Here is a 25,926-nt window from a genome sequence, read left to right on the forward strand (position 1 = left end):
GCTTTTTGAGTCAGGGACACGGCTTCCCGCATATATAGTGACAGGCAGAATCGTCCAGCGGTGAGCGGGCGATGCGCGGCAATTCCATGGGATAACGCGGCGCAGAGGGGCAAAGGAAACAGACGCGAGATGGGAGAAATCCGCGGCGAGAAAGTCGTGTTCCGGAAGCAGGACATCGTTCCGCTGCATGAATTGCCGTCCGCGCAGGCGCATGAGCCCATCCTCCTGCATGCCGTCGAGACGAGCCGTACGGGTATTCTCTGCCGCATCGCCGCGACGGCCGTCGCGCTCGTGCTGTTCCTCGGCGCGGTCGTCATCGGCCTCGTCGAGATGGGAATTTTCGACAATGCGCTGAATGCTCGCGCCGTCACGGCGCTCAATCAGGCGCTCGGGCCGCGCTACCGGGCTTCTGTCGATCATACGGTCGTGCGGCTTGCGGGTCTCAACGGCTTCGCGCTGAAGGCGGAGAACGCGCGCATCATCGAGGTCGAATCGGGCAAGGAGTTGGCGACCACCGAATCCGTCGGCATCGTGCTCGATCCCTGGGCGCTTGCCACGGGCCATGTCGCGGTCTCGCGTCTCGATGTGGACGGCGCGATGTTCAACGCGGCGCTCTTGCCGAAGAGCAAGCCGCTCGACCTTGCCGCGCTGCGCATTTCCGATGTGCCGGACTATCTCAAGACCACCTTCGAACGGCTGGACGGCATCAATCGCCTGATCGACGTCAACGCGATGCAGGCCGTCAGCATTTCCGAACTCGGTGCGACCTTCGCGGGGCCGAACGGCAAGCCCGTGGTGCTTTCCGTCGCCAGCCTGCGGTTTTCCCGCGACGATGCCGGCGTGATGTCCATCGAGGGAGCCTTCGAGCTGCAGGGCAAGGAGGGGGAGATCGACCTGAAGGCGGCGACGGGCAACGGGGCCGTGCAGGGGCTCGACGGGGCGATCCGCAATATCGCGCTCGGCGACTTCTTCCTCAGCCACAGCCCGGACGGCGAGGTGCATGCCGGCCTCGATACGACGGTGGATCTTGCCGTCCATGCGCGCCGCGAGAGCGAACAGGCAAAGCCGCAGCTGACGCTGGGCGTGAAGCTTGCCGCCGGCGCGATCTACGGCGACGGCGTCGCCGCCGAGCTGCGGCCGTCCACCGTGCAGGCGACCTACAATTTCGACAAGGGGGCCATCGAGCTCGCCTCGTCGGATGCCGGCGTCGGGCTCTCGCACTTTCCCTTCACGGGTGGCCTGATCGATCTCGACCGCGTATCCGACAAGCCGGACAAGGGCTTTGCCATCGACCTCGTCTTCAGCAATGCGATCAGCCGTCCGGTCGATTCCAGCGAGGCGCCGATCCGCTTCGACGCCAAGGTAAGCGGCGCCTATCTGCCGGCGGCCAGGAAGCTGCAGTTCGACGAGATGGCCGTTTCGAGCGACAAGGGCAATGTCGCCGGCTCGCTCGCGATGCGCTTTTCCGACCGCGAGCCGGAGGTGAGTTTCGTGATGATCGCCAGCGAGCTTCAATCCGCGGCGGTCAAGCAGTTCTGGCCCTTCTGGATGGGCAAGATTGCGCGCAGCTGGGTTCTGAAGAACATCTACGGCGGCACCATCACGAATGGCCGCATCGAGTTCTATCTTGCCGAAGGTCGCCCGCGCGAGCCGGGCGTGCCGATGCATCTCGACGCGAACGAATTGAAGATCGATTTCGACATCGAAGGCGCCCGCATGAATATCGCGGGCGATATTCCGCCGCTGCGCGATACGTCCGGCAAATTCCGCCTGCGCGGCCCACGCACGGAAATCTCCATTACCGGCGGCACGGCCTATTTCCCCTCGGGGCGCACGGTGGCGCTGACCGGCGGCACCTTCGTGCTGCCGGACAATTACACCAAGCCGCTGATGGCGGACATGGACATCGACGTTTCCGGCGATGCCGACGCCATCGCCGAACTCGTGACCTACAAGCCGATCCGCGCGCTGCCGGCGACCGGCTTTGCGCCGGAGGATTTCAGCGGTCACGTGAAGGCCAAGGTGAAGGCGCATTTCGGGGTCGTTTCCGCGCACAATCCGCCGCCGCCGCAATGGACCGCGGCCCTGACCCTCGACGATGTGGACGTGCGCAAGCCGATCGCCGGGCGCAACGTCACGGGACTGCATGGCCTGCTCGCCATCGATCCCACGGTGGCCAGTCTCGATGCGAAAGCCGATATCGACGGCGTTCCGCTCAATCTCGAACTGGTCGAGCCGGTCGACAAGAAGGCGGGCATCGCGCGCAAGACGGTTCTGACCGGGACGCTCGGCAACAAGGAACGGCGCAAGCTGCTGCCGGGGCTCGACGACGTGATCGAGGGCAATATCGCTGTCCGGCTCGAACAGGAGGGCGACGGTCCGCGCCAGGTCGAGGCTGATGTCGGCGCTGCCGCGATCTCCATTCCCTGGCTCGGCTGGACGAAGGGCGCAGGCATCGGCGGCAAGGTGACGTTGACCGCGAATACAGACGACAAGGTGACACGGATTTCCGGTTTCCGCTTTGCCGGCGACGGTTTCAGCGTTTCGGGCGATCTCGCGTTTCACGGCACGACGCTGGATTCGGCGAACTTCTCCACTGTCCGCCTGTCCGCCGACGACCGGTTCAGCCTGAAGGTCGACCGCGCCAAGTCCGGCTATCAGGTGCGTGCCGATGGCGAGGCCGCGGACCTGCGCCAGGTGCTGGCGCGGCTGAAGAATCCGGGTGGTGGCAGCGACAGCGGGGACAAGCAGAATATCAGCGTGGAGGCCAATCTCTCGCGGGTGGTGGGCTTCAATGGTGAGACCCTTTCCGGTGTCAATTTCCGCTATGCGACGGCGGGCGATCGCATTTCAGCGGTCGATCTCTCCGCCGTGACGGAGAGCGGTGCGCCGGTGGTGGTGAAGCTCGCCAATAACGGCGCCATCGATATCATCCAGTTGACGAGTGGCGACGCCGGCGCGGTCGCGCGCTTCGCAGATATCTACGGCCACCTGCGCGGCGGTCTTTTGAACGTGCGGCTGAGCCAGCGGACCAATGGCGGCTGGGCGGGCTCGGTCGACATCCGCAATTTCGCGCTCGTCGGCGAGGAGCGGCTGCGCTCGCTCGTCTCCACCCCGGCCGGCGAGAACGGCCGCAGCCTGAACGACGCCGTGCGCCGCGAGATCGACGTCAGCGCGGTGAAATTCTCGCGCGGCTTCGCGCAGGTGCGCATCGGCGGCGGTACGCTCGCCCTCGACAACGGCGTGGTGCGCGGCGAAACGGTGGGCGCGACCTTCCAGGGAACCGTACGCGACGCCAACGGCCGGATCGACATGACCGGCACCTTCATGCCGGCCTATGGCCTCAACCGGCTGTTCGCCGAACTGCCGCTGATCGGCATCATCCTCGGCAACGGCAACGACCGCGGCCTGATCGGCATTACCTTCAAGCTCTCCGGCGCCTTCGACAAGCCGAACCTAATCATCAACCCGCTCTCGATCATTGCGCCGGGCGTCTTCCGCAACATCTTCGAGTTCCAATGAAAAAGGCCGCCCGGAGGCGGCCTTGATGGTGAGGTGTTCCGGCCGCTCAGGCCGGGCGGACGAGAATGTGCTTCTTCTTGCCGAGCGAAAGCTTGATCACGCCGTCGGCGGAAACGTCCGTCGTGCCGATGACGCGGCGCTCGTCCGATACGGCCGTGTCGTTGATGCGCACGCCGCCGCCCTGGACATGGCGGCGCGCTTCGCCGTTGGAGGCGGCAAGCCCGGCCTTGACGACGAGCGTCAGCAGGCCGATGCCGGCTTCCAGTTCACCGGCCGCGACGTCGATCGACGGCAGGTTTTCCGCGATCGCGCCTTCCTCGAAGGTCTTGCGCGCGGTCTCGGCGGCCTGTTCGGCGGCCTGCCGGCCATGCAGCATCGCCGTCACTTCCGTCGCGAGGATCTTCTTCACCTCGTTGATCTCGGCGCCGCCGAGCGCGGAAAGGCGGGCGATTTCGTCCATCGGCAGCGTCGTGTAGAGCTTCAGGAAGCGCGGAACGTCCGCATCTTCCGTGTTGCGCCAGTACTGCCAGAAATCATAGGCCGAGAGCATTTCCGGGTTCAGCCATACGGCGCCGGAGAGCGACTTGCCCATCTTGGCGCCGGACGCGGTGGTCAGCAGCGGCGAGGTGAGGGCGTAGAGCTGCGGCGTGCCCATGCGGTGGCCGAGGTCGATGCCGTTGACGATGTTGCCCCACTGGTCGGAGCCTCCCATCTGCAGGCGCACGTCGTAGCGCTTGTTCAGTTCCACGAAGTCGTAGGCCTGCAGGATCATGTAGTTGAATTCGAGGAAGGACAGCGACTGCTCGCGTTCGAGGCGCATCTTCACGCTGTCGAAGGAGAGCATCCGGTTGACCGAGAAATGCCGGCCGACATCGCGCAGGAATTCGAGATAGTTGATGCCGAGCAGCCAGTCGGCATTGTTGATCATCAGCGCGTCCTTCGGGCCGTCTCCATAGGTCAGGTAGTTGGAGAAGACCTTCTTGATACCGGCGATGTTGGTGCTCAGCGTTTCCGGCGTCAGGAGCTGGCGCGCCTCGTCCTTGAAGGAGGGGTCGCCCACCATGCCGGTGCCGCCGCCCATCAGCGAGATCGGGCGGTGGCCGGTCTTCTGGAACCAGTGCAGCATCATGATCTGGATGAGCCCGCCGGCGTGGAGACTCGGCGCCGTCGGATCGAAGCCGATATAGGCCGTCACGGTTTCCTTGGCGAGAAGATCGTCGAGGCCGGTTTCATCGGAAATCTGGTGGATGAAACCGCGCTCTTTCAGCGTGCGAAGGAAATCGGATTTGAATTCGGACATGGCCTGTCTCTCTGGTGGGATTGTTTCGGCGGGGCGTTTATCACCTTTATGTGGATTTATCACTTCAAAATCACCTTTATGTGGATTTATCGCATCAAAGTGAGGCTGGAGACGATTGGATGAAGGACATGCGGACGGCGATCGGTTTGATGAGCGGCACGAGCCTCGATGGCATCGACGTGGCGCTGCTGCGCACGGACGGTGAGGCTGTAGTCGAGCGCGGACCGTCGATGGGGCGTTCCTACGACGTGGCCTTCCGCCGCCGGCTGCAAGGCGCGCTGGAGACAGCCAAGATGATCGGCGAGCGCGGCGAGCGGCCGGGCGATCTGGCCGAGATCGAGCGCGAACTGACCCTTCGCCATGCCGAGGCGGTGCGCGCCTTCCTTGCCGAGAACGATCTGCGGCCGGATGACGTCGACGTTATAGGCTTCCACGGCCAGACCGTGCTGCACCGGCCGAATCAGGGCCTCACCGTGCAGCTCGGCGACGGCGACCTGCTGGCCCGCGAGACCGGCATCGACGTGGTCTACGACATGCGGGCGAACGACATGGCGCATGGCGGGCAGGGTGCGCCGCTGATCCCGGCCTATCATGCCGCGCTTGCCGCAGGCCTTTCCCGCGCCAGCGGCGAGGCTGTGGTCTTCGTCAATATCGGCGGCATTTCCAACATCACCTTCGTCGGCAGCGGCAGCGAGATCGTCGCCTATGACAGCGGGCCGGGCAATACGCTGATCGACCAGTGGGTGGAGGCCCATGCCGGCATTCCCTACGACCAGGGCGGCATGATCGCCTCGGAGGGCAGGGTGGACGCCGGTCTTGCCGAGCGCTACCTCGGCCACGCCTTCTTCACCGACATGGTGCGCCGCTCGCTCGACCGCAACGATTTCCGCCCGCCGCAAGGCGCGGAGGCGAGCCTCGAGGACGGTGCGCGCACGCTGGCGCATGTCACCGCCGCCGCCATCCTGCGCTCCGCCCGCCATCTGCCGGAGCGGCCGAAGCTCTATGTCGTCTGTGGCGGCGGGCGGCTCAATCCGGTCATCATGGATGACCTTGCAGCGCTTGCCGGGTCGGAGGGCGCCGCGGTCGTGGCCGCGGAGGCGGTCGATCTCAACGGCGACAGCATGGAGGCGGAGGCCTGGGCCTATCTCGCCGTGCGCTCGCTGCGCGGGCTGCCGCTCACCTTCCCGGGAACGACGGGCGTGACGGCGCCGGTGACGGGCGGCCTGTTGCGGAAAGCAGCCCCTTCCGATTAACGCTTTTTTCGTCGCCGTTCTCTAGCATCCGTCCGATCGTACCGGGGCGTTTCCGCACGGCGCGACATCGGTTCTTGTATAAGGTGGCCAATGAGTGGCGCAGGTTTCCTGCTGACGGTGAACTTCCTCATCGCGCAGTGTTTCTGCATGTTTTTCCTGGCGGTTTCCGCCCGCAGCCGCAATCGGGCCGCCGCCCGCTGGTTTGCCGGCTGCTTTGCCGTCGCGTCTCTCTCGACCGTCTTCGAACTGCTCGTCGCCTATGTTCCCCCGGCGAAACCCTGGGCGATCCTTGCCTTCGCCTCGATGCTGGGCGGCATGTTCATGCTGCGCGTCGGCATCGGCCAGCTTTATGGCCTGAAGACCAGCCGGCTCGGGCTTGCCGCGCTCTTTGCCGCCTTCGTCGCGGTCGACTGTTTCATCTACGATCTGCCGCGCGGCACGCTGCAGCACGCGCTGCCCTACCAGACGCCCTTTGCGGTGGCGCTCGGCCTCAGCGCCTTCGCGGCCTGGCGCGCGCGGGAGAAAACCTTCGTCGACCGGGCGCTTGTCATATTGCTGGCCGTCACCAGCGCGCATTTTCTCCTCAAGGCTTTTGCCGCCGTTCTTGCTGGATCGGGCAATACGGCGAAGGACTACCTCGCCAGCCAGTTCGCGCTCGTGTCGCAGAGCATGGGCGCGGTGCTCATCGTCGCCGTCGGCCTCATGCTGCTCTGCGTGCTCGTGCTGGAGATCGTCGCGGACGAAAAGGTCAATGCGGAGATCGACCCGCTTTCGGGCCTGCTCAATCGCCGCGGCTTCGACAACCGGGTCGATGCGCTGATTGCGGGCCCGGGGCCGCACAGCATCGTGCTCTGCGACCTCGATCACTTCAAGGCGGTAAACGATACCCATGGCCACCAGGGCGGTGACGCGGCCATTCGCGCTTTCGGCGAAATGCTCAGCGCAGCGGCGCCCAAGGGCGCGCTTGCCGCGCGCATCGGCGGGGAGGAGTTCCTCATGTTCCTGCCGCGCACCGGCAAGGAGGCCGCCTTGCTCTTTGCCCATGCGCTGCGGGCGACGCGGGCCGTCTCGCCCATTCCGGGCCTTCCGGCCGGAATAAGGGTGACGTCCAGCTTCGGTGTTGCCGAAATCGGCGACCGGGAGCCCTTCCGGTTCGCCATGCGCCGGGCCGATGACGCGCTCTACGCCGCCAAGAATGCCGGCCGCGACTGTGTGCGCGAGGCCGAGCCGCCGGCCGTCGTGCTGGAAGTCGTCAAGCGGGCGAACTGACGATAAAGAAAAAGCCCGGAGGCGGGGCCTCCGGGCTCGATGACTTTGGCTTGCGGCCGATCAGCGGATGCGCTTGGCGGCCGGCTCCGGCGTCAGTTCGCCGGCAAGACGACGGTCGAGATAGTCCTCGCATTCCGCCATCAGCGTCTCGGTCTGGCCGTTGAAGAAGTGATTGGCGCCCGGCACGGTCTTGTGCGTGATCAGGATACCCTTCTGCGCCTTCAGCTTTTCGACGAGCCCGTTGACGTCCTTCTCCGGTGCGACCTTGTCGGCTTCACCATTGATGATCAGGCCGGACGACGGGCAGGGCGCCAGGAACGAGAAGTCGTAGGTGTTGGGCTGCGGCGCGATCGACATGAAGCCTTCGATTTCCGGGCGGCGCATCAGGAGCTGCATGCCGATCCAGGCGCCGAAGGAATAGCCGGCGACCCAGCAGCTCTTGGAATCGGGATGAAGGCTCTGCACCCAGTCAAGCGCCGAGGCGGCGTCGGAGAGTTCGCCCGCGCCGTGGTCGAATTCGCCCTGGCTGCGGCCGATGCCGCGGAAGTTGAAGCGGAGTGTCGTGAAACCGCGCTTCTGGAACATGTAGAAGAGCTGGTAGACGATCTGGTTGTTCATGGTGCCGCCGAACTGCGGATGCGGGTGCAGCACGATGGCGATCGGGGCGTTCTTCTGCTTGGACGGCTGGTAACGGCCCTCGAGGCGACCGGCGGGTCCGTTGAAGATGATTTCGGGCATTCTTACTCCGGCACATTCGCGTTCTGAAACGGATTCTTGTCAAGTCAAGTCTTGACGAAAGCACTCAGCTTTTCTAGAACCTAGTTTAGAACTGTTCGAAACTGTTTGGACGCATCTGGCGCCATGAGTTTGGTGTCATAAGGCAAGCCCGGCGGAAATTTCAAGAAAAATGCACGCCGCCTTGAACTTGCCGGACACGCACGGATAACGAATGACGAAGACTGAGCGCACATATCTCGACTGGAACGCCACCGCGCCCTTGCTGGCCGCGGCGCGTGAGGCCGTGATCGCCGCGCTCGACACGGTCGGCAATCCGTCTTCCGTGCACGGCGAGGGCCGGGCGCTGCGCATGCTGGTGGAAGCCGCGCGCCGCGACGTTGCCGCGCTCGTCAATACAGCGCCTGCCCATGTGATTTTCACGAGCGGCGCGACCGAGGCGGCGAACCTTGTCCTGACGCCCGATTACCGCATGGGTCGCACGCCGCTTGCCATCGGTCATCTCTATGTGTCCGAGATCGAGCATCCGGCGGTCCGCGAGGGCGGGCGCTTTCAGCGGGAGAACGTAACGACCGTTCCGGTCACGCGCGCCGGTGTGGTGGATCTGGAAGCGCTCGAAACACTGCTCCAGAATCATGACAAGGCCCGGGGTCTGCCGATGGTTGCCGTCATGCTCGCCAACAACGAGACGGGCATCGTCCAGCCGGTGAAGGCTGCCGCGGAAATCGTGCGCCGCCATGGAGGTCTCCTCGTCGTTGATGCGGTGCAGGCCGTCGGCCGCATGCCGGTCGATATCGAGGCGCTGGATGCCGATTTCCTCATCGTCTCCTCGCACAAGCTCGGCGGTCCCAAGGGCGCCGGCGCGCTCATCTCGCGCGGCGAGGTGCTGATGCCCGCGCCGCTCATCCGCGGTGGCGGGCAGGAGAAGGGGCATCGTTCCGGCACGGAGAACCCGGCCGCGCTTGCGGGCTTTGCCGCCGCGGCGCGTGCGGCGACCGCCGACATGGTTGAGCGCAATGCCCGGATCACCGGTCTGCGCGACGCGCTGGAGGCGGGCATGCGGCTTGCGGCCAATGACGTGATCATCCACGGCGCGGACGGTGAGCGCGTCGCCAATACGTCCTTCTTCAGCCTGCCGGGTCTCAAGTCCGAAACGGGGCAGATCGCCTTCGACCTCGAAGGCATTGCGCTTTCGGCAGGTTCCGCCTGCTCGTCCGGCAAGGTCGGCCAGAGCCATGTGCTGACGGCCATGGGCTTCGACGCCGCGCTCGGCGGACTTCGCGTCTCGCTCGGGCCGGGATCGGCGCAGGCGGATGTGGATCGGTTTCTGGCCGCTTTCTCGCGCGTCGTCTCGCGGCGCCGCGTGACGGGGAACGCGGCCTGAAGGAATCTTGCGGAAACGCGAGTTTTCGCTTGCCAAAGGGTGGGAAAAGCCGCCTTTGGCGCTTACATAACCGGCGGCTGACCGCCACCCGTTAACAAGCTGCCGGACCTTGTCTCCGGCGAGATTGGAGAACGATATGCCTGCGGTGCAGGAAACGATCGATCAGGTCCGTCAGATTGACGTCGACCAGTACAAATACGGCTTCGAGACGAAGATCGAAATGGACAAGGCCCCGAAGGGTCTTTCCGAGGACATCATCCGCTTCATCTCCGCCAAGAAGGACGAGCCGGACTGGATGCTCGAATGGCGCCTCGACGCCTATCGCCGCTGGCTGACCATGGAAGAGCCCACCTGGGCGCGCGTCGATTATCCCAAGATCGACTTCAACGACCTCCACTACTATGCCGCTCCGAAGAACCAGAGCGGCCCGAAGTCGCTCGACGAGGTCGATCCCGAGCTGCTGAAGACCTACGAAAAGCTGGGCATTCCGCTGCGCGAGCAGGAAATCCTCGCCGGCGTCGAAAAGTCCAAGATCGCCGTCGATGCCGTCTTCGATTCCGTGTCTGTTGTCACGACTTTCAAGGAAGAGCTGAAGAAGGCCGGCGTGATCTTCATGTCGATCTCGGAAGCCATCCGCGAACATCCCGAACTCGTGAAGAAATATCTCGGCTCCGTCGTTCCGGCGACCGACAATTTCTATGCCACGCTGAACACGGCCGTGTTCACCGACGGTTCCTTCGTCTTCGTGCCGAAGGGCGTTCGCTGCCCGATGGAACTGTCGACCTACTTCCGTATCAACGAGAAGAACACCGGCCAGTTCGAGCGTACGCTGATCATCGCGGAAGAGGGCGCTTACGTGTCCTACCTCGAAGGCTGCACCGCGCCGCAGCGTGACGAGAACCAGCTTCATGCCGCTGTGGTCGAACTCGTCGCGCTCGACGATGCCGAGATCAAGTATTCCACCGTCCAGAACTGGTATCCGGGCGACAAGGAAGGCAAGGGCGGCATCTACAACTTCGTGACGAAGCGCGGCGATTGCCGCGGCAAGAACTCGAAGATTTCGTGGACGCAGGTGGAAACCGGCTCGGCCATCACCTGGAAGTATCCGTCCTGCATCCTGCGCGGCGATGGTTCGCGCGGCGAGTTCTACTCGATCGCCGTTTCCAACGGCCATCAGCAGATCGATAGTGGCACGAAGATGATCCATCTCGGCAAGAACACGTCGAGCCGCATCGTCTCCAAGGGCATTTCCGCGGGCTTCTCCAACAACACCTATCGCGGCCAGGTTTCGGCCCACCGCAAGGCGGAGAACGCGCGTAACTTCACCCAGTGCGACTCGCTGCTGATCGGCGACAAGTGCGGTGCGCATACCGTGCCCTATATCGAGGCGAAGAATGCCACGGCCCAGTTCGAGCACGAGGCGACCACCTCGAAGATCTCCGAGGACCAGCTGTTCTACTGCCTGCAGCGCGGCATCCCGACCGAAGCGGCGATCGCACTGATCGTCAACGGCTTCGTCAAGGAAGTCATCCAGGAACTGCCGATGGAATTCGCCGTCGAGGCACAGAAGCTGATCGGCATCTCGCTGGAAGGCTCGGTCGGCTGACCTTCGCCCATTGATCATCCGGGCGCGCGCAAGACGCGCGCCGCCAAACGAATTCGTCCGAAAAGGATATGTCCATGCTTGAAATCAAGAACCTGCACGCCCGCATCGCCGAAGACGGCACCGAGATCATCCGCGGCCTGAACCTCACCGTGAAGGCCGGCGAAGTTGCCGCTATCATGGGCCCGAACGGCTCCGGCAAGTCGACGCTTTCCTACATCCTCTCCGGCCGCGAGGACTATGAGGTTACCGAGGGCGACATCCTCTATAACGGCGAGAGCATTCTCGAACTCGACCCGGCCGAGCGTGCTTCCAAGGGTATCTTCCTTGCTTTCCAGTACCCGGTCGAAATCCCGGGCGTCGCCACCATGCAGTTCCTCAAGGTCGCGATGAACGAGCAGCGCAAGGCGCGCGGCGAAGACGAGCTGACGACGCCGGACTTCATGCGCCGCGTCAAGGAAGCCGCTGCCGAACTGAAGATCGCACCGGAAATGCTGCGTCGTCCGCTGAACGTCGGTTTCTCCGGCGGTGAGAAGAAGCGCGCCGAAATCCTGCAGATGTCGCTGCTGGAGCCGAAGCTGTGCGTTCTCGACGAGACCGATTCCGGCCTCGACATCGACGCCCTGAAGATCGTCGCCGACGGCGTCAACGCGCTCCGTTCGCCGGATCGCGCCGTCATCGTCATCACGCACTACCAGCGCCTGCTCGACTACATCGTGCCGGATACGGTCCACGTTCTCTACAAGGGCCAGGTCATCAAGTCCGGCGACAAGACGCTGGCGCACGAGCTGGAAGCGAACGGCTATGCCGACATCATCGGTGCTGCCGCCTGACGGCACGGTGAAGGAGTGATCCCATGAACATGCAGACAGGCATGAAGCTTTCGGTCGCCGAGACCGCGCTTTGCGAAGCTTATGACAACGCCATCGGCGAACTGCCGGGCGACGGCGCGGTTCTGGCCGCCCGTGACACGCTGATCAGCGACTTCAAGGCCGCCGGCCTTCCGACGCGCCGCGTGGAAGCCTGGCACTATACGGACCTCAAGGCGCTCCTGCGCGCCGTTCCGGCCTTCGACCCGGCGGCTTCGGTCGCCAAGGTCGGCCCGCTGGTCGAGGGTTCGTCCGTGGTTTCGGTCGCAAACGGCCTTGCCGACGCCCGCGCGACGGCCGAGGGTGTGACGGTGCGGACTTTCAAGGACGCGCTGGTGGACGGCACCGCGGCTGCAGGGCTTGCCGCCCGTGACGGCGACGATGCCATCGGCCGCATCAACGGCGCCTTCGTGCGCGACGGTTTCGTGCTCGATCTGGCTGACGGTACCGAGCTGGAAGCCCCGCTCGAAATCCAGACGATCCAGAACGCCGGCCAGACGCATACGCGTTTCCCGGCAACCTTGGGCGCCAATACGAAGGCGACTGTCATCGAGCGCCATGTCGCCGGCGGCGAGAACGCTGCCTTCGTGACGACGGTCAGCGACATCACGCTTGCCGACGGCGCGGAGATCACCTGGATCATCCTGCAGGCGCAGGGCGTGGCGGATACCCATCTCGGCCAGATCCGCATCACGCTCGGCACCGACGCGAAGCTTCGCCTTTACGTGGTCAATGCCGGCGGCAAGCTCGTCCGGCAGGAAATCCATGTGGTCGTTTCGGGCGAGGGATCGGACCTGACGCTGCGCGGCATCAACCTGCTTGGCGGCGAGACGCACACTGACGTGACCTTCACGGTCGGCCATGACGTGCCGAACACGACGTCGAGCGAAGTCATCCGCAACGTGATCTTCGATCGCGCCCGCGGCGTCTTCCAGGGCCAGATCCGCGTTGCGCCGGATGCCCAGAAGACCGACGCCAAGATGTCGTGCAACACGCTGTTGCTCTCCGACGAAGCCGACTTCTCCGCCAAGCCGGAGCTGGAAATCTTCGCCGACGACGTGCAGTGCGGCCACGGCGCGACCGTGATCGATATCGACCACACGCAGCTCTATTACCTGATGGCGCGCGGCATCCCGGAAAACAAGGCGCGCGCCATGCTGGTCAACGCCTTCGTCGCCGAGATCGTCGAGGAGCTGGAAGACGAGCCGCTGGTCGAAGCGCTGGAAGGCATCATCGCCGCCTGGCTGGAAAAGCACGCCTAGTTTAGGACGATCGAGATGGAACACGCACCCGCACTGGCCTACGACGTCGAGGCGATCCGCAAGGATTTCCCCATCCTGTCGAAAACGGTCTATGGCAAGCCGCTGGTCTATCTCGACAACGGCGCTTCGGCACAGAAGCCGCAGGTGGTGATCGACGCGGTCGCACATGCCTATTCCAACGAATATGCAAACGTGCACCGCGGCCTCCATTTCCTGTCGAATGCCGCCACGGACGCCTATGAGGCGGCGCGCGAAAAAGTGCGCCGTTTCCTGAATGCGTCTTCGGTCGACGAGATCGTCTTCACGAAATCCTCGACCGAGGCGATCAACACGGTCGCCTATGGCTACGGCATGCCCAAGATCGGCGAGGGCGACGAGATCGTCCTTTCGATCATGGAACATCACTCCAACATCGTGCCGTGGCATTTCATTCGTGAGCGGCAGGGGGCCAAGCTCGTCTGGGCGCCGGTCGATGAGACGGGCGCGTTCCAGATCGAAGAGTTCGAGAAGTGCCTGACGGAGCGCACGAAGCTCATCGCCATCACGCATATGTCGAATGCGCTCGGCACCATCGTTCCGGTCAAGGAAGTCTGCCGCATCGCCCGCGAGCGCGGCATTCCGGTTCTGGTGGACGGCTCACAGGGCGCGGTGCACATGCCGGTCGACGTGCGCGACATCGATTGCGATTGGTACGTGATGACCGGCCACAAGCTCTACGGCCCCTCGGGCATCGGCGTTCTCTACGGCAAGATGGATCGCCTGAAAGAGATGCGCCCGTTCCAGGGCGGCGGCGAGATGATCGTCGACGTGAGCGAGGATATCGTCACCTACAACGATCCGCCGCACCGCTTCGAGGCCGGCACGCCGCCCATCGTGCAGGCGATCGGTCTCGGCTATGCGCTTGATTACATGGAAAAGATCGGCCGTGCGGCGATCTCCGCCCATGAAGCCGATCTGCGCGACTATGCCCATGAGCGGCTTTCGGCGATCAATTCGCTGCGCATCTTCGGCACCGCGCCGGGCAAGGGTTCCATCTTCTCCTTCGAGCTGGAAGGCATCCATGCCCATGACGTGTCGATGGTGATCGACCGGGCAGGGGTCGCGGTGCGCGCCGGCACCCATTGCGCCCAGCCGCTCTTGAAACGCTTCGGCGTTACCTCCACATGCCGGGCATCGTTCGGCCTCTACAATACGCGTGCAGAGGTCGATGCATTGGCCGATGCGCTCGACCATGCCCGCAAGTTCTTTGCCTAGGAGCAGGCCCATGTCCCTCGACGCAACGGAAGACAAGATCGACGTCCGCGACGGCATCGTTCACTCGGCGATCCCGGCCGACGAACTGGCCCGTCTCAGCGACGACGTCATTTCCGCCCTGAAGACGGTCTATGACCCGGAAATCCCGGCCGATATCTTCGAGCTCGGTCTGATCTACAAGATCGATATCGAAGACGACCGCATGGTCAAGATCGACATGACGCTGACAGCGCCCGGCTGCCCCGTGGCCGGCGAGATGCCGGGCTGGGTCGAGAACGCCGTCGGCGCCGTGGAAGGCGTGTCCGGCGTCGAGGTCAAGATGACCTTCGATCCGCCGTGGACGCCGGACCGCATGTCGGAAGAGGCGCAGGTTGCGGTCGGCTGGTATTGATCGCTTAACCGCCGATCACTAGATTCAGATTCGGAAACCATCGGGCCTTGAACCCGTTAGGTCGAAGGAGATTATGCCCATGGCCTTTGCAGTCATGACACTGACCGATGCGGCGGCAAACCGCGTCAACGCGATCGTCGACAATGCCGGTGGCGATGCCAAGGGCATCCGCGTCGGTATCAAGAAGGGCGGTTGCGCCGGAATGGAATATTCCGTCGACCTCGTGACCGAACCCAATGCCAAGGACGACCTGATCGAGCTGAACGGTGCCCGCGTCTGGATCGCGCCGGAAGCCGTGCTCTATCTTCTCGGCACGCAGATGGATTTCGAGGTGACGACCCTGCGCTCGGGCTTCACCTTCCACAATCCCAACCAGACATCCGCCTGCGGCTGCGGCGAATCGGTCGAGCTGAAGCCTGCCGATCTCGCAGCGCTCGCCGCCGCCGGCCAACCGACCGTTCGCGTCTGACTGGCAGGCCGACGACTGCGAATCCTTGCAGCTTCCCTTCACGGACGGTTTTGCCTAGTCTCCGACGCGCGGCATGAGAGGCTCGTGCCGCCGTGATCGCCAGGAGGGGCGCGAGCGATGACCGGCTTTGCCGCGGCACTTTACGAAAACCTGCCGTTTCCCGTCCTGATCGTGGATGCCGGGGCCTGCGTCGTCTCGCACAACGAGGCCGCGGCCCGCGCCTTCGGCTGGAATCGCGACGGCCGCAGGCCCGATGCTGCCGCCGTTATCGATGGGGCGAACCCCGCCACACTGCTTGCCCGTCATGCCGCGGAAGGGCGTGAGAACGCCCATGCCTTCGCCTTCCGCCACGAGAACGGCTCGCTGTTCGAAGCGACGGCCCATGTCATTCCTTTGCCGGACGAAGCGGACGGCGCGGCGCGCTACGCGCTCCTCCTGCGCAGCCTCCTCAGCGGCGGCAGCCATGGCGAGCAGGTCCTGCTCGGCCAGCGTATCGCTGCCGCGCTCGACACCATGACCGAGGGCTTCGCGATCTTCGATCCGGCGGAGCGGCTGGTGATGTTCAACCGCTCCTACAAGGAGCGCTGCGCGAGCGCGCGGGATGCCGTGCGTGTCGGCGCGACGATGGAAAGCATCGTGCGCGCCAATATCCGCGCCGGAATGTACCCCGGCATCGAGGAGGGAACGCCGGGCGCCGAGGCCCTGGTGCGTGAGCGCCTTGAAAAACACCGGGATGCCGGCGGTGGCGGCGCCGTCTTCGAATTCGGCAAGGGGCGCTGGATCCGCGGCGAAAGCCATGTCGCCGAGACCGGCGATATCGTCGCCATGCGCATCGACATATCGGAGCTGAAGCGCACCGAGGCGGCGCTGGAGGAGAAGCGGCGCGAATATCTCTCCCTGCTGCAGATCCTGCCCGACATGATCTTGCGCTTCGACAGGAACCTGACCGTCCGCTTCGCCAACGACAAATATGCCGCCCATATGGGCTCGACCACCGACGCGCTGATCGGCCGGTATCTTCCCGAGGTTGCCTGCGCGCCGGAACAGACGGCCGTGCTGATGGATATCGCCGCCTATACGCGGGACGCACCCGTGAAGACGCTGGAAATCTGCATCGATCACGAAGGCCAGCCGATGTGGATGCTGTGGACGGCCGTCGCGATCTTCGATGGGGAAGGCGTCAGCGAGGTGGTCAGCGTCGGCCGCGACATCACCGAGGCCAAGCGCCAGCAGCAGCGGGTGGAGGCGCAGACGAACGAGCTGCGCCGCAAGAACGAGGCGCTCGACCAGTTCACCGCCACCGTCTCGCACGACCTGAAAGCGCCGCTGCGTCATCTCTCGATGTTCGCCGAGATGATCTCGGAGGACGTGCATCGCGGCGAGTTCGCCGAACTGCCGGCCTATACCGATCATGTGCGCAAGAGCTCCGCGCGCATGCGGCGCATCATCGACAGCCTGTTGGAATTCTCGCAGATCGCCTACCGCATCGCCGCGCCGAAGCCGGTCTCGCTCTCCGGCGTGGTGGGCGATGCGCTGGCGCTGCTGGAGGGCCATGTGGAGGAGAGCGGCGGACGGGTGGAGGTCGAGCCGTTGCCGGAGATCATGGGTGATCCCGAGCTCCTAAAGCGCCTTGCGCAGAATCTCATCGGCAACGCGCTGAAATACCGCCGCCCCGACAAGGCGCCGTCGGTTCGCATCTATGCAAGGCAGCGGCCCGATGGGATCGACCTTGTCGTGGAGGATGACGGGATCGGCATCGACCCGCAGCATGTCGGGCGCATTTTCGAAGTTTTCCAGAGGCTTCACCGCGACGAGACGGTCTATCAGGGCACCGGCGTCGGGCTCGCACTGGCGCGGCGGATCGTCGAGAGTCACAACGGCGTCATAGCGCTTGACACGAGCTATGCTCCCGGCGCACGCTTCATCGTGACGTTTCCGCAACCCGTGAAATCGAAGGGGAGCGAACAGTGGGAGGTTCGGCCAGAAAGCTGATCGTCGTCGATGACGATCCGGTGGACGTGCGCTTCGTCATGCGCGCCTTCAGCGATGCCGGAAGCCCGGTCGAGATCACCCATGCCGCCGATGCCGAGGCCGCCAGCGACCGGCTCGATGCGGAAGCCTTCGACTATATCCTGCTCGACATCAACATGCCTGGCATCAGCGGCATGGAACTTCTCAAGCGCCTGCGCGGCCGGCCGCGCACGGCGGTGACGCCCGTCATCATGCTTTCCTCGTCGTCGAACACCGCTGACGTCAGCCGCGCCTATGAGAACGGCGCGAACGCCTATGCCGTCAAACCCTCGACGCTGAGCGGCTACCGCGAGTTCGCCGAGGGCTTCACTCGCTTCTGGGTCGACGTCGCCGTCGCACCCTGATCCAATCCCTGCCCGCAATGGAAAACCCCGGCCGATGGCATCGGCCGGGGTTCGTTCGATGTCGACGCCGCTTCCTCTCGAACGTCATGGTCGGATCAGGCCCGACCATGACGAAGGAGACGTGAGCGGACCTGAGACAGGTCGGGATTTACTCGGCCGCTTCCGCGTAATCCTCCAGCGGCGGGCAGGAGCAGACGAGGTTGCGGTCGCCGTAGACATTGTCCACGCGGTTGACCGGCGACCAGTACTTGTCGACCCGGAAGGCGCCCGGCGGGTAGCAGGCCTGTTCGCGCGAATAGGGGCGATCCCATTCGCCGACAAGGTCTTCCACCGTATGCGGCGCGTTCTTCAGCGGGTTGTTGACCGGGTCCATGCGGCCTTCCTCGATGGCGCGCGCTTCCTCGCGGATCGCCAGCATCGCCTCGCAGAAGCGGTCGATCTCGGCCTTGGTCTCCGATTCCGTCGGCTCGATCATCAGCGTGCCGGCGACCGGCCAGCTCATGGTCGGGGCGTGGAAGCCGCTGTCGATCAGGCGCTTGGCGACGTCGTCGACGGTGACGCCGGCGCTTTCGGCGAGCGGGCGCGTGTCGATGATGCATTCATGCGCCACGCGGCCCTTCGCGGACTTGTAGAGCACGTCATAGGCGCCCTTGAGCCGGGCGGCGATGTAGTTGGCGTTGAGGATCGCCACCTTCGTCGCCTGCGTCAGCCCTTCGCCGCCCATCATCAGGCAGTAGCTCCAGGAGATCGGCAGGATGGAGGCCGAGCCGAAGGGCGCCGCCGAGACGGCGCCGGATTCGGCGGTCGTCGGGTTTGCCGGCAGGAAGGGCGCAAGATGCGCCTTGACGCCGATCGGTCCCATGCCGGGACCGCCGCCGCCATGCGGGATGCAGAACGTCTTGTGGAGGTTCAGGTGCGAGACGTCACCGCCGATATCGCCGGGACGGGCAAGACCGACCATGGCGTTCATATTGGCGCCGTCGATGTAGACCTGTCCGCCGTGCCTGTGCACGATCTCGCAGACCTCGCGCACGTTCTCCTCGAAGACGCCGTGCGTGGAGGGGTAGGTGATCATGCAGCACGAGAGGCTTTCCGCGTACTGCTCTGCTTTCGCGCGGAAATCCTCCATGTCGATGTCGCCGTTGTCCGACACTTTCACGACGACGACCCGCATGCCGGCCATCTGTGCGGAGGCGGGGTTGGTGCCGTGCGCGGAGGTCGGGATCAGGCAGACGTCGCGATGGGTGTTACCGTTGGCGAGGTGGTAGGCGCGGATCGTCAGGAGGCCGGCATATTCGCCCTGCGCGCCGGAATTCGGCTGCATGGAGACGGAGTCATAGCCGGTGATGTCGCAGAGCTTCTGCGACAGGTCTTCGATCAGGTGCCGGTAGCCCAGCGCCTGGTCGGCGGGAACGAAGGGGTGGATCTCCGAAAATTCCGGCCAGGTGATCGGCAGCATCTCCGCCGTGGCGTTGAGCTTCATCGTGCAGGAGCCGAGCGGGATCATGGCGCGGTCGAGCGCGAGGTCCCGGTCGGAGAGCCGGCGGATGTAGCGCACCATCTCGCTTTCGGCGCGGTTCATGTGGAAGATCGGATGCGTCAGGTATTCGCTGGTGCGCAGCAGGTCGCTCGGCAGGCGGTAGTCCGGCTCGAAGGCCGATACCTCGAAATCGCCGCCAAAGGCGCGCCAGACGGATTCCAGCGTGATCGGCCGCGAGCGTTCATCGAGGCTGATGCCGATGCGGTCGTCGCCGATCCTGCGCAGGTTCACGCCTTCCGCGACCGCCGTCTTCAGGATGATGCCCTGCAGCTTGCCGACATGGACGGTGATCGTGTCGAAGAACACCTCCGGCTCGACGGTATAGCCGAGCTTTTCGAGACCCTTGGCAAGAAGCACGGTCTTCTGGTGCACGCTCTGGGCAATCGCCTTCAGGCCCTGCGGACCGTGGAAGACGGCATACATCGAGGCCATGACGGCGAGCAGCACCTGCGCGGTGCAGATGTTCGACGTCGCCTTCTCGCGGCGGATGTGCTGCTCGCGCGTCTGGAGCGACAGACGATAGGCGCGGTTGCCGCGCGCGTCGATGGAGACGCCGACGAGGCGGCCGGGCATGGAGCGCTTGTAGGCGTCCTTGACGGCCATATAGGCCGCATGCGGGCCGCCATAGCCGACCGGCACGCCGAAGCGCTGGGTGCAGCCGATGGCGATATCCGCATCCATGTCGCCGGGCGACTTGAGGAGCGCGAGCGCCAGCGGATCGGCCGCCATGACGGCGATGGCGCCGGTCTGGTGCAGGCGGGCGATGAGGCCGGTGAAGTCACGCACATGGCCGTAGGTGCCGGGATACTGGAAGATCGCGCCGAAGACGTCGACCGGATCGAGATCGGTGAAGGGATCGCCGACGACGATGCTCCAGCCGAGCGGCTCGGAGCGGGTCTTCAGCAGCGCGATCGTCTGCGGATGGCAATTCTCGTCGACGAAGAAGGCGGTCGCCTTGGATTTCGCCACGCGCTGCGCCATGGCCATCGCCTCGGCGGCGGCGGTCGCCTCGTCGAGCAGCGAGGCATTGGCGACGTCGAGGCCCGTCAGGTCGCAGACCATGGTCTGGTAATTGATGAGCGCTTCGAGACGCCCCTGGCTGATTTCCGGCTGGTACGGCGTATAGGCCGTGTACCAGGCGGGGTTCTCCAGGATATTGCGCTGGATGACCGGCGGCGTGATTGTGCCGTAATAGCCCTGGCCGATCAGCGAGACGAGCTTCCTGTTGCGGTTCGCGGTCTCGCGCAGCTTGTCGAGCGCCTCGCGCTCGGTCATCGGCGCGCCCCATTCGAGCGGCTTGGTCTGGCGGATCGATTTCGGCACGGTGTCGTCGATCAGCGCGTCGAGGCTCGGATAGCCGATCACCTTCAGCATCGCCTCCATCTCCTTCGGCGAAGGGCCGATATGGCGACGGTTGGCGAAGTCGTAGGGCTGGTAATCGGTAAAGGCGAAATCCTTGGGCAGGTTCATCAGCCGACAAGCTCCTTGTAGGCGGCTTCATCCATCAGCGCATCCGCATCGGCCGGGTTGGCGAGCTTCAGCTTGAAGAACCAGCCGGCGCCCTGCGGGTCGCTGTTGACGAGGGAAGGATCGGCCGTGATGGCCTCGTTGACTTCGACGATCTCGCCGTCGAGCGGACAATAGACGTCGGAAGCAGCCTTCACGGATTCGACCGTGGATGCATCGCCGCCCTTGGAGAAGGTCGCGCCGACTTCCGGCAGTTCGACGAAGACGAGGTCGCCGAGCTGTTCGGCCGCATGCGTCGTGATGCCGACGGTGGCAACGCCGCCTTCGATCTTCAGCCACTCGTGTTCTTCGGTGAATTTCAGCATGTGTGTTCCTCTCAATGAAGTTGTAGTTGGCGGCTGTTGTCAGCGTTTGAAGGTGTTCTTGACGAAGGGCATGGCCGATACGGTGACCGGCAGGAATTTTCCGCGCACGCCTGCATAAAGCTGCGTGCCGGGGGCGATGGCGGATTTGGTGACGTAGCCCATGGCGACCGGGCCATCGACATTCGGGCCGAAGCCGCCCGAGGTGACCGTGCCGACGACGTCCGCGCCCTCTGGGTCTGTCGCCAGTACCGCGCCGGCGCGCACGGGCGCACGGCCTTCGGGCTTCAGGCCGACACGACGGCGGCCGGCGCCGTTTTCGAGCTGGTCGAGAATGACGGAAGCGCCGGGGAAGCCGCCTTCGCGCTCGCCGCCCTTGCGGCGAACCTTCTGCATGGCCCATTCGAGCCCGGCCTCCACCGGCGTCGTGCCGGTGTCGATGTCGTTACCATAGAGGCAGAGCCCGGCCTCGAGGCGCAGCGAATCGCGGGCGCCAAGGCCGATCGGCAGCACGTCCGGATGGTCGAGCAGGCGGCGACAGACAGATTCCGCAAGGTCGGCCGGGATGGAAATCTCGAAACCGTCCTCGCCGGTATAGCCCGAGCGCGAGACGATGCAGTCGGCATCGTGCAGGTCGCAGGCGCGCACGTCCATGAAGCGCATGGAGGAGACGTCGGCCCACAGTTCCGCAAGCACTGCCTCGGCATGGGGGCCTTGAAGCGCAACTAACGCGCGGTCGTCGTGCAGCGTCAATTCGCAAGCCTCGCCGATCTTCGCCTGCATATGGGCGAAATCCGCATCCTTGCAGGCCGCGTTGACGACGACGTAGAAATGGTCGCCGCGGTTGGCGACCATCAGGTCGTCGAGGATGCCGCCTTCGTCATTGGTGAAGAGCGCATAGCGCTGGCGGCCTTCGCCAAGGCCGACGATATCGACCGGCACCAGCGTTTCGAGCGCCCGGGCCGCATCGGCATTGTCGCCGGAGCGGGCGCGCACGGTGACCTGGCCCATGTGGGACACGTCGAAAAGGCCGGCGGCGGTGCGGGTGTGCAGGTGTTCCTTCATCACGCCGGCCGCATATTGCACCGGCATCTCGTAACCGGCGAACGGCACCATGCGGGCGCCGAGCGAAAGGTTCAGCGCGTGAAGCGGGGTTTTCTTGAGTTCAGACGTTCCGTCCAAAAGGCGCCCTCCAGTCCTTGGGCGCCCCTGTTGCGTCGGGCGCCGGCTCATAAATCCAGGCGCATATGCGCCGTTCTCCTGAGCCCCCTCTGTCCCTTCGCCTGAGATTGTTATCCCTTCGGCGAGCGCTCTCGCGCTTCTCTCCAGAGTTCCGACGGCACCTTGCTGGTCCTTTTGCCTGAGAGTTTCCGGGGCGGTTGCTCCTTCGGCACCGGCCATCCCCTGAGGGGCGGCCGGTTTCTCCCAGCGAGGTCGGCTCCAGATAACGACCTTGCCCGCGCTTTGGCAAGAGGCGGCGTCGCTGCCGAGCAAATTTTTGTCGTAGGCTCCGACGGGCAAGAAAAAGGCCCCGGGGTGGGGCCTGAGAGGATGGAGAATATGTTTCCGGAGAGATCAGACCGCTTCGGCCGGGAGCGGCTCGCCATTCTCGTCGTAGTGGCGCTGCACCTCGGCGACCGTGAGCTGCGGCGTGCTGACCGGGGCGGTGAGGAGGGCGAGGGCAAGCGCCGGAGGCTGGATGACGTTAAGCATGGCGAGCGTGCGCGCATCGCCGTGGACCTTGGCATCCTCGCTCCAGTGATGGATGCGCTGCTCGAAGAGCGTGCCCGTACGGGTCTGCATCTTCATGCCCTGCGAGGCGTAGGCGGCGGTGGTTGGCGAGACTGTCACGATCTGGGTCATGGCGTTTCAACGTGGTTGGTCGATTGACCGAATCTAGCAGTTGCGCCTTTCTCATATGTAAAACGCCATGGTTGCATTTTCATCGAGTTTTAACGATCTGTACGAAATTCGGGCGGCCTTGCCTTTGCCGTGAAAATTCCGTCATAAGGGACGCAAGGATGCCGCCGGAATCGGCGGCTCGCGTGGTCCGGGCGCAGGCGTGCCCGACACGGCACCAGGACGACAAGCATGCCGCCGATGGCGCGGGAGGACCGATGAAGCCGATTTTCGTGCAATTGCAATGCGCTCCGGGCAAGACTTACGAGGTCGCCGATGCGCTTTACGCTACGGAACTCATCTCGGAGCTCTATTCCACCAGCGGCGACTACGATCTCCTCCTGAAGATCTATGTCGACAGCGAGGAGGACATCGGCAAGTTCATCAACGATCACGTCGCCTCCATTCCCGGCATCGTGCGTTCGCTGACGACGCTGACCTTCCGCGCTTTCTAGGCTGTTTCCCTCCGGGCCTTCTTGCGCTAAGAGCGGCGCAACGAAAGAAGGCGAAGATGGCAGGCATCGAACACAAGCAGGTGGACAACGACGAGGCGGGCATGCGCCTCGACCGGTGGTTCAAGGTCCACTATCCGGGCCTCGGCTTCGGTCCGCTCCAGAAGTTGCTGCGCTCCGGCCAGGTGCGCGTCGACGGCGGCCGCGCCAAGAGCGATACGCGCCTGCAGCCGGGCCAGACCGTGCGCATCCCGCCGATGGACATCGACGCCAAGGGCGTCAAGGCCGGCCCCATCGCCGGGCGCGACCTCAAGCATTCTCCCGATGGCGAGCTGCTCGCCCGCATGCTGCTGCATGAGGACGACAAGGTCTTCGTGCTCAACAAGCCGGCCGGCATCGCCGTGCAGGGCGGCTCGGGCGTCACGCGGCATATCGACAAGATGCTGGAGGCCTGGACGAGCCAGAAGGGCGAGAAGCCGCGCCTCGTGCACCGCCTCGACCGCGACACGTCGGGCGTCCTCGTCATCGCCCGCACGCGCGGCGCGGCGCAGAAGCTGACCGCCGCCTTTCGCGAGCGCGACACCAAGAAGACCTACTGGTCCGTGGTCAAGGGCGTGCCGAAGAAGCGGGAGGACAAGATCTCCACGTGGCTCGTCAAGGAGCAGACGCCGGACGGCGACCGCATGCGCATCGCCAGGCACGGCGAGGATGGCGCCGATCACGCCGTTTCCTTCTACCGCGTGGTAGAGCAGGCCGGGCAGAATTTCGCCTGGCTGGAGATGGAGCCCTATACCGGCCGCACACACCAGCTTCGCGTCCATGCGGCTCATATCGGCCACCCGATCCTCGGCGACCCGAAATATTTCGATGCGGACACCAACTGGAACTTCCCGGGTGGCGTGCAGAACCGCCTGCACCTCCATGCCCGCCACATCGACATTCCGCATCCCTCCGGCGGGCGCCTGCGCGTCACCGCGCCGCTGCCGCCGCACATGGTGCAGACCTGGAACCTCTTCGGCTTCGACCAGAGCGCGGCGGACGGGGAAGACGACTGATGCGGCTCGTTCTTTTCGATTGCGACGGCACGCTGGTCGACAGCGTGAAGCTGATCCACGAGGTGATGGCGCGCACCTTCGTCGATTTCGGTCATGCCCGGCCGGACGTCTCCGAGACCAAGGCGATCATCGGCCTGACGCTCGACATCGCGATCGCCCGCATGCAGGGCAAGCCGCATGTCGACGACGAGGCGCTGGCGATGACCGCGCATTACAAGGCGATCTTTACCGGCGTGCGCGCCGAGGCGGGCTTCCAGGAGCCGCTGTTTCCCGGCATCGCCGAGATGATGGCGCGGCTGGAGCGGGAGGACGCGCTTCTCCTCGGCGCCGTCACCGGCAAGTCGCGCCGCGGTCTCGACCTCATCCGCGCCACGCATGGCTTCGAAAAGACCTTCTTCGTCTCGCGCACGGCGGATGACTGCCCCTCCAAGCCGCACCCCGCCATGGTGACGGAATGCTGCGGCGAAGCGGGCATTGATGCGGCCGATACGGTTGTCATCGGCGATGCGATTTACGATATGCAGATGGCGAAGGCGGCCGGCGCCAAGGCGATCGGCGTTTCCTGGGGCTATGCCTCCGTGCCCGAACTGGTCGAGGCCGGCGCGGATCACATCCTGCGTACGCCCGCAGACCTTCTCGAATGGCTGGAGATTTCCGATGCGTGACATTCTGAGCGACCTTTCCGATGCGATGAGCGATCCCGATCCGGTTCGCCGCGCGCAGATCCAGATGAAGCGGCCGCTGCCGAAGCGGTTCTACAAGGAGGTCTCGACCGACAGCACGGACGAGGGCCACCGCATCCTGCTCGACGGCCGCCCCGTGCGCACGCCCGGCAAGAAGCTGCTCGCCGTGCCGGCCCCCGCCATCGCCGAGCGCCTGCGCGCCGAATGGGACGGGCAGGGCGAGGAGGTCGACCCCGCGAAGATGCCGGTGACGCGCCTTATCAACACGGCCGTCGACGGCGTCGCGGACAATCTCGACGCCGTCTTCGAGGAGATCGTGCGCTTCGCCGGCACGGACATGCTCTGCTACCGCGCGGATTCGCCGGCCGGCCTCGTCGAGCGTCAGCGCGATGGCTGGGACCCGATCCTCCGCTGGGCGGCGGACGCCAGGGGCGCGCGCTTCATCCTCGTCGAGGGCGTGATGCACCAGGAACAGCCGGCACCGACCATCGCCGCCTTCTCGGACGCTCTGTCCGCCTGGCGCGACCCGCTGGCGCTTGCCTGCCTGCATACCGTGACGACGCTGACGGGCTCGGCGCTTCTTGCGCTGGCGCTCGCCGAAGGCGTGATCGATGCCGACCGGGTATGGTCGCTCGCCCATATCGACGAGGACTGGCAGATCGAGCAATGGGGCACCGACGAGGAAGCCTTCCGCCGCCGCGAATTGCGGCGCGGGGAGATGGATGTCGCCGCCGCCGTGCTTGCCGATATCCCGCGCTGATCCTTCCCTAAGACCATCTATG

22 protein-coding genes and 1 riboswitch are annotated in these 25,926 nt (G+C 64.7%); of the genes, 16 read left to right on the plus strand and 6 right to left on the minus strand.

Going from position 1 to position 25,926, the window contains the following annotated elements; all coding sequences use genetic code 11:
* Positions 1 to 129: 129 nt before the first annotated feature.
* Positions 130 to 3,522 carry a YhdP family protein gene (locus ACZ48C_RS07065; RefSeq protein WP_464782579.1) on the plus strand — a complete coding sequence of 1,131 codons (3,393 nt, stop codon included), beginning with the start codon at positions 130 to 132 and terminating at the stop codon, positions 3,520 to 3,522.
* Between the two features lie 46 nt (positions 3,523 to 3,568).
* On the opposite strand, the gene tyrS is transcribed toward ACZ48C_RS07065, so the two are convergent.
* Positions 3,569 to 4,822, minus strand: coding sequence for a tyrosine--tRNA ligase (gene tyrS / locus ACZ48C_RS07070; RefSeq protein ID WP_464782580.1), 1,254 nt, complete (start codon positions 4,820 to 4,822; stop codon positions 3,569 to 3,571).
* Between the two features lie 119 nt (positions 4,823 to 4,941).
* On the opposite strand from tyrS, the gene ACZ48C_RS07075 reads away from it, so the two are divergent.
* Complete coding sequence (locus tag ACZ48C_RS07075; protein WP_464782581.1) at positions 4,942 to 6,075, plus strand: anhydro-N-acetylmuramic acid kinase; 1,134 nt, start codon at positions 4,942 to 4,944, stop codon at positions 6,073 to 6,075.
* Positions 6,076 to 6,165: 90 nt separating this feature from the next.
* Positions 6,166 to 7,344, plus strand: coding sequence for a GGDEF domain-containing protein (locus tag ACZ48C_RS07080; RefSeq protein WP_464782582.1), 1,179 nt, complete (start codon positions 6,166 to 6,168; stop codon positions 7,342 to 7,344).
* A gap of 60 nt (positions 7,345 to 7,404) precedes the next feature.
* On the opposite strand, the gene ACZ48C_RS07085 is transcribed toward ACZ48C_RS07080, so the two are convergent.
* Positions 7,405 to 8,082 (minus strand): alpha/beta hydrolase, encoded by a 678-nt coding sequence (locus ACZ48C_RS07085; RefSeq protein WP_119258302.1) that lies wholly within the window; start codon positions 8,080 to 8,082, stop codon positions 7,405 to 7,407.
* 211 nt (positions 8,083 to 8,293) lie between these two features.
* On the opposite strand from ACZ48C_RS07085, the gene ACZ48C_RS07090 reads away from it, so the two are divergent.
* The 9 genes from ACZ48C_RS07090 to ACZ48C_RS07130 all read left to right on the plus strand — a co-directional run bounded on the left by ACZ48C_RS07090 (position 8,294) and on the right by ACZ48C_RS07130 (position 17,686).
* A complete protein-coding gene (locus ACZ48C_RS07090; RefSeq protein WP_464782583.1) occupies positions 8,294 to 9,463 on the plus strand; it encodes a cysteine desulfurase family protein in 1,170 nt (389 codons plus the stop codon).
* 136 nt (positions 9,464 to 9,599) lie between these two features.
* Entirely contained in the window at positions 9,600 to 11,069 is a 1,470-nt protein-coding gene (sufB, locus tag ACZ48C_RS07095) for a Fe-S cluster assembly protein SufB (RefSeq protein ID WP_454632581.1), read from the plus strand.
* 74 nt (positions 11,070 to 11,143) lie between these two features.
* Positions 11,144 to 11,899, plus strand: coding sequence for a Fe-S cluster assembly ATPase SufC (gene sufC / locus ACZ48C_RS07100; RefSeq protein ID WP_119258299.1), 756 nt, complete (start codon positions 11,144 to 11,146; stop codon positions 11,897 to 11,899).
* A 23-nt stretch (positions 11,900 to 11,922) separates the two neighbouring features.
* Positions 11,923 to 13,197, plus strand: a complete 1,275-nt coding sequence (sufD, locus tag ACZ48C_RS07105) for a Fe-S cluster assembly protein SufD (RefSeq protein ID WP_464782584.1) — start codon at positions 11,923 to 11,925, stop codon at positions 13,195 to 13,197.
* A 15-nt stretch (positions 13,198 to 13,212) separates the two neighbouring features.
* The gene (locus ACZ48C_RS07110) at positions 13,213 to 14,451 is read left to right on the plus strand and encodes a cysteine desulfurase (protein ID WP_464782585.1); all 1,239 of its coding nucleotides are present in this window, start codon (positions 13,213 to 13,215) and stop codon (positions 14,449 to 14,451) included.
* Between the two features lie 10 nt (positions 14,452 to 14,461).
* Entirely contained in the window at positions 14,462 to 14,842 is a 381-nt protein-coding gene (locus tag ACZ48C_RS07115; protein ID WP_119258296.1) for an SUF system Fe-S cluster assembly protein, read from the plus strand.
* A 79-nt stretch (positions 14,843 to 14,921) separates the two neighbouring features.
* A complete protein-coding gene (gene sufA, locus ACZ48C_RS07120; protein ID WP_464782586.1) occupies positions 14,922 to 15,311 on the plus strand; it encodes a Fe-S cluster assembly scaffold SufA in 390 nt (129 codons plus the stop codon).
* 117 nt (positions 15,312 to 15,428) lie between these two features.
* Positions 15,429 to 17,303, plus strand: a complete 1,875-nt coding sequence (locus tag ACZ48C_RS07125; protein ID WP_464782587.1) for a sensor histidine kinase — start codon at positions 15,429 to 15,431, stop codon at positions 17,301 to 17,303.
* A complete protein-coding gene (locus tag ACZ48C_RS07130) occupies positions 17,279 to 17,686 on the plus strand; it encodes a response regulator (RefSeq protein WP_464782588.1) in 408 nt (135 codons plus the stop codon). The genes ACZ48C_RS07125 and ACZ48C_RS07130 overlap by 25 nt, the downstream gene beginning before the upstream one ends.
* Positions 17,687 to 17,834: 148 nt before the next feature.
* On the opposite strand, the gene gcvP is transcribed toward ACZ48C_RS07130, so the two are convergent.
* From gcvP to ACZ48C_RS07150, 4 genes are all read right to left on the minus strand, one after another.
* Entirely contained in the window at positions 17,835 to 20,696 is a 2,862-nt protein-coding gene (gene gcvP / locus ACZ48C_RS07135) for an aminomethyl-transferring glycine dehydrogenase (protein ID WP_464782589.1), read from the minus strand.
* Positions 20,696 to 21,058 (minus strand): glycine cleavage system protein GcvH, encoded by a 363-nt coding sequence (gcvH, locus tag ACZ48C_RS07140; RefSeq protein WP_119258291.1) that lies wholly within the window; start codon positions 21,056 to 21,058, stop codon positions 20,696 to 20,698. The genes gcvP and gcvH overlap by 1 nt, the downstream gene beginning before the upstream one ends.
* 39 nt (positions 21,059 to 21,097) lie before the next feature.
* Complete coding sequence (gcvT, locus tag ACZ48C_RS07145; RefSeq protein ID WP_464782590.1) at positions 21,098 to 22,237, minus strand: glycine cleavage system aminomethyltransferase GcvT; 1,140 nt, start codon at positions 22,235 to 22,237, stop codon at positions 21,098 to 21,100.
* A gap of 156 nt (positions 22,238 to 22,393) precedes the next feature.
* Positions 22,394 to 22,493, minus strand: a riboswitch (glycine riboswitch).
* 137 nt (positions 22,494 to 22,630) lie between these two features.
* Positions 22,631 to 22,918 carry a hypothetical protein gene (locus tag ACZ48C_RS07150; protein ID WP_318911797.1) on the minus strand — a complete coding sequence of 96 codons (288 nt, stop codon included), beginning with the start codon at positions 22,916 to 22,918 and terminating at the stop codon, positions 22,631 to 22,633.
* A gap of 254 nt (positions 22,919 to 23,172) precedes the next feature.
* Between ACZ48C_RS07150 and ACZ48C_RS07155 the strand changes: the two genes are divergently transcribed.
* From ACZ48C_RS07155 to ACZ48C_RS07170, 4 genes are read left to right on the plus strand one after another with little or no spacing between them, the layout of a single operon-like run.
* Positions 23,173 to 23,409 (plus strand): Lrp/AsnC ligand binding domain-containing protein, encoded by a 237-nt coding sequence (locus ACZ48C_RS07155; protein WP_024271053.1) that lies wholly within the window; start codon positions 23,173 to 23,175, stop codon positions 23,407 to 23,409.
* A gap of 56 nt (positions 23,410 to 23,465) precedes the next feature.
* Positions 23,466 to 24,461 (plus strand): RluA family pseudouridine synthase, encoded by a 996-nt coding sequence (locus ACZ48C_RS07160; protein WP_464782591.1) that lies wholly within the window; start codon positions 23,466 to 23,468, stop codon positions 24,459 to 24,461.
* Positions 24,461 to 25,126 carry an HAD-IA family hydrolase gene (locus ACZ48C_RS07165; protein WP_464782592.1) on the plus strand — a complete coding sequence of 222 codons (666 nt, stop codon included), beginning with the start codon at positions 24,461 to 24,463 and terminating at the stop codon, positions 25,124 to 25,126. Before ACZ48C_RS07160 ends, ACZ48C_RS07165 begins: the two co-directional genes overlap by 1 nt.
* Complete coding sequence (locus ACZ48C_RS07170) at positions 25,119 to 25,904, plus strand: ATP12 family chaperone protein (protein WP_464782593.1); 786 nt, start codon at positions 25,119 to 25,121, stop codon at positions 25,902 to 25,904. The genes ACZ48C_RS07165 and ACZ48C_RS07170 overlap by 8 nt, the downstream gene beginning before the upstream one ends.
* Positions 25,905 to 25,926 lie beyond the last annotated feature (22 nt).

It is taken from the genome of Shinella sp. 1A1 (genome assembly GCF_055379515.1).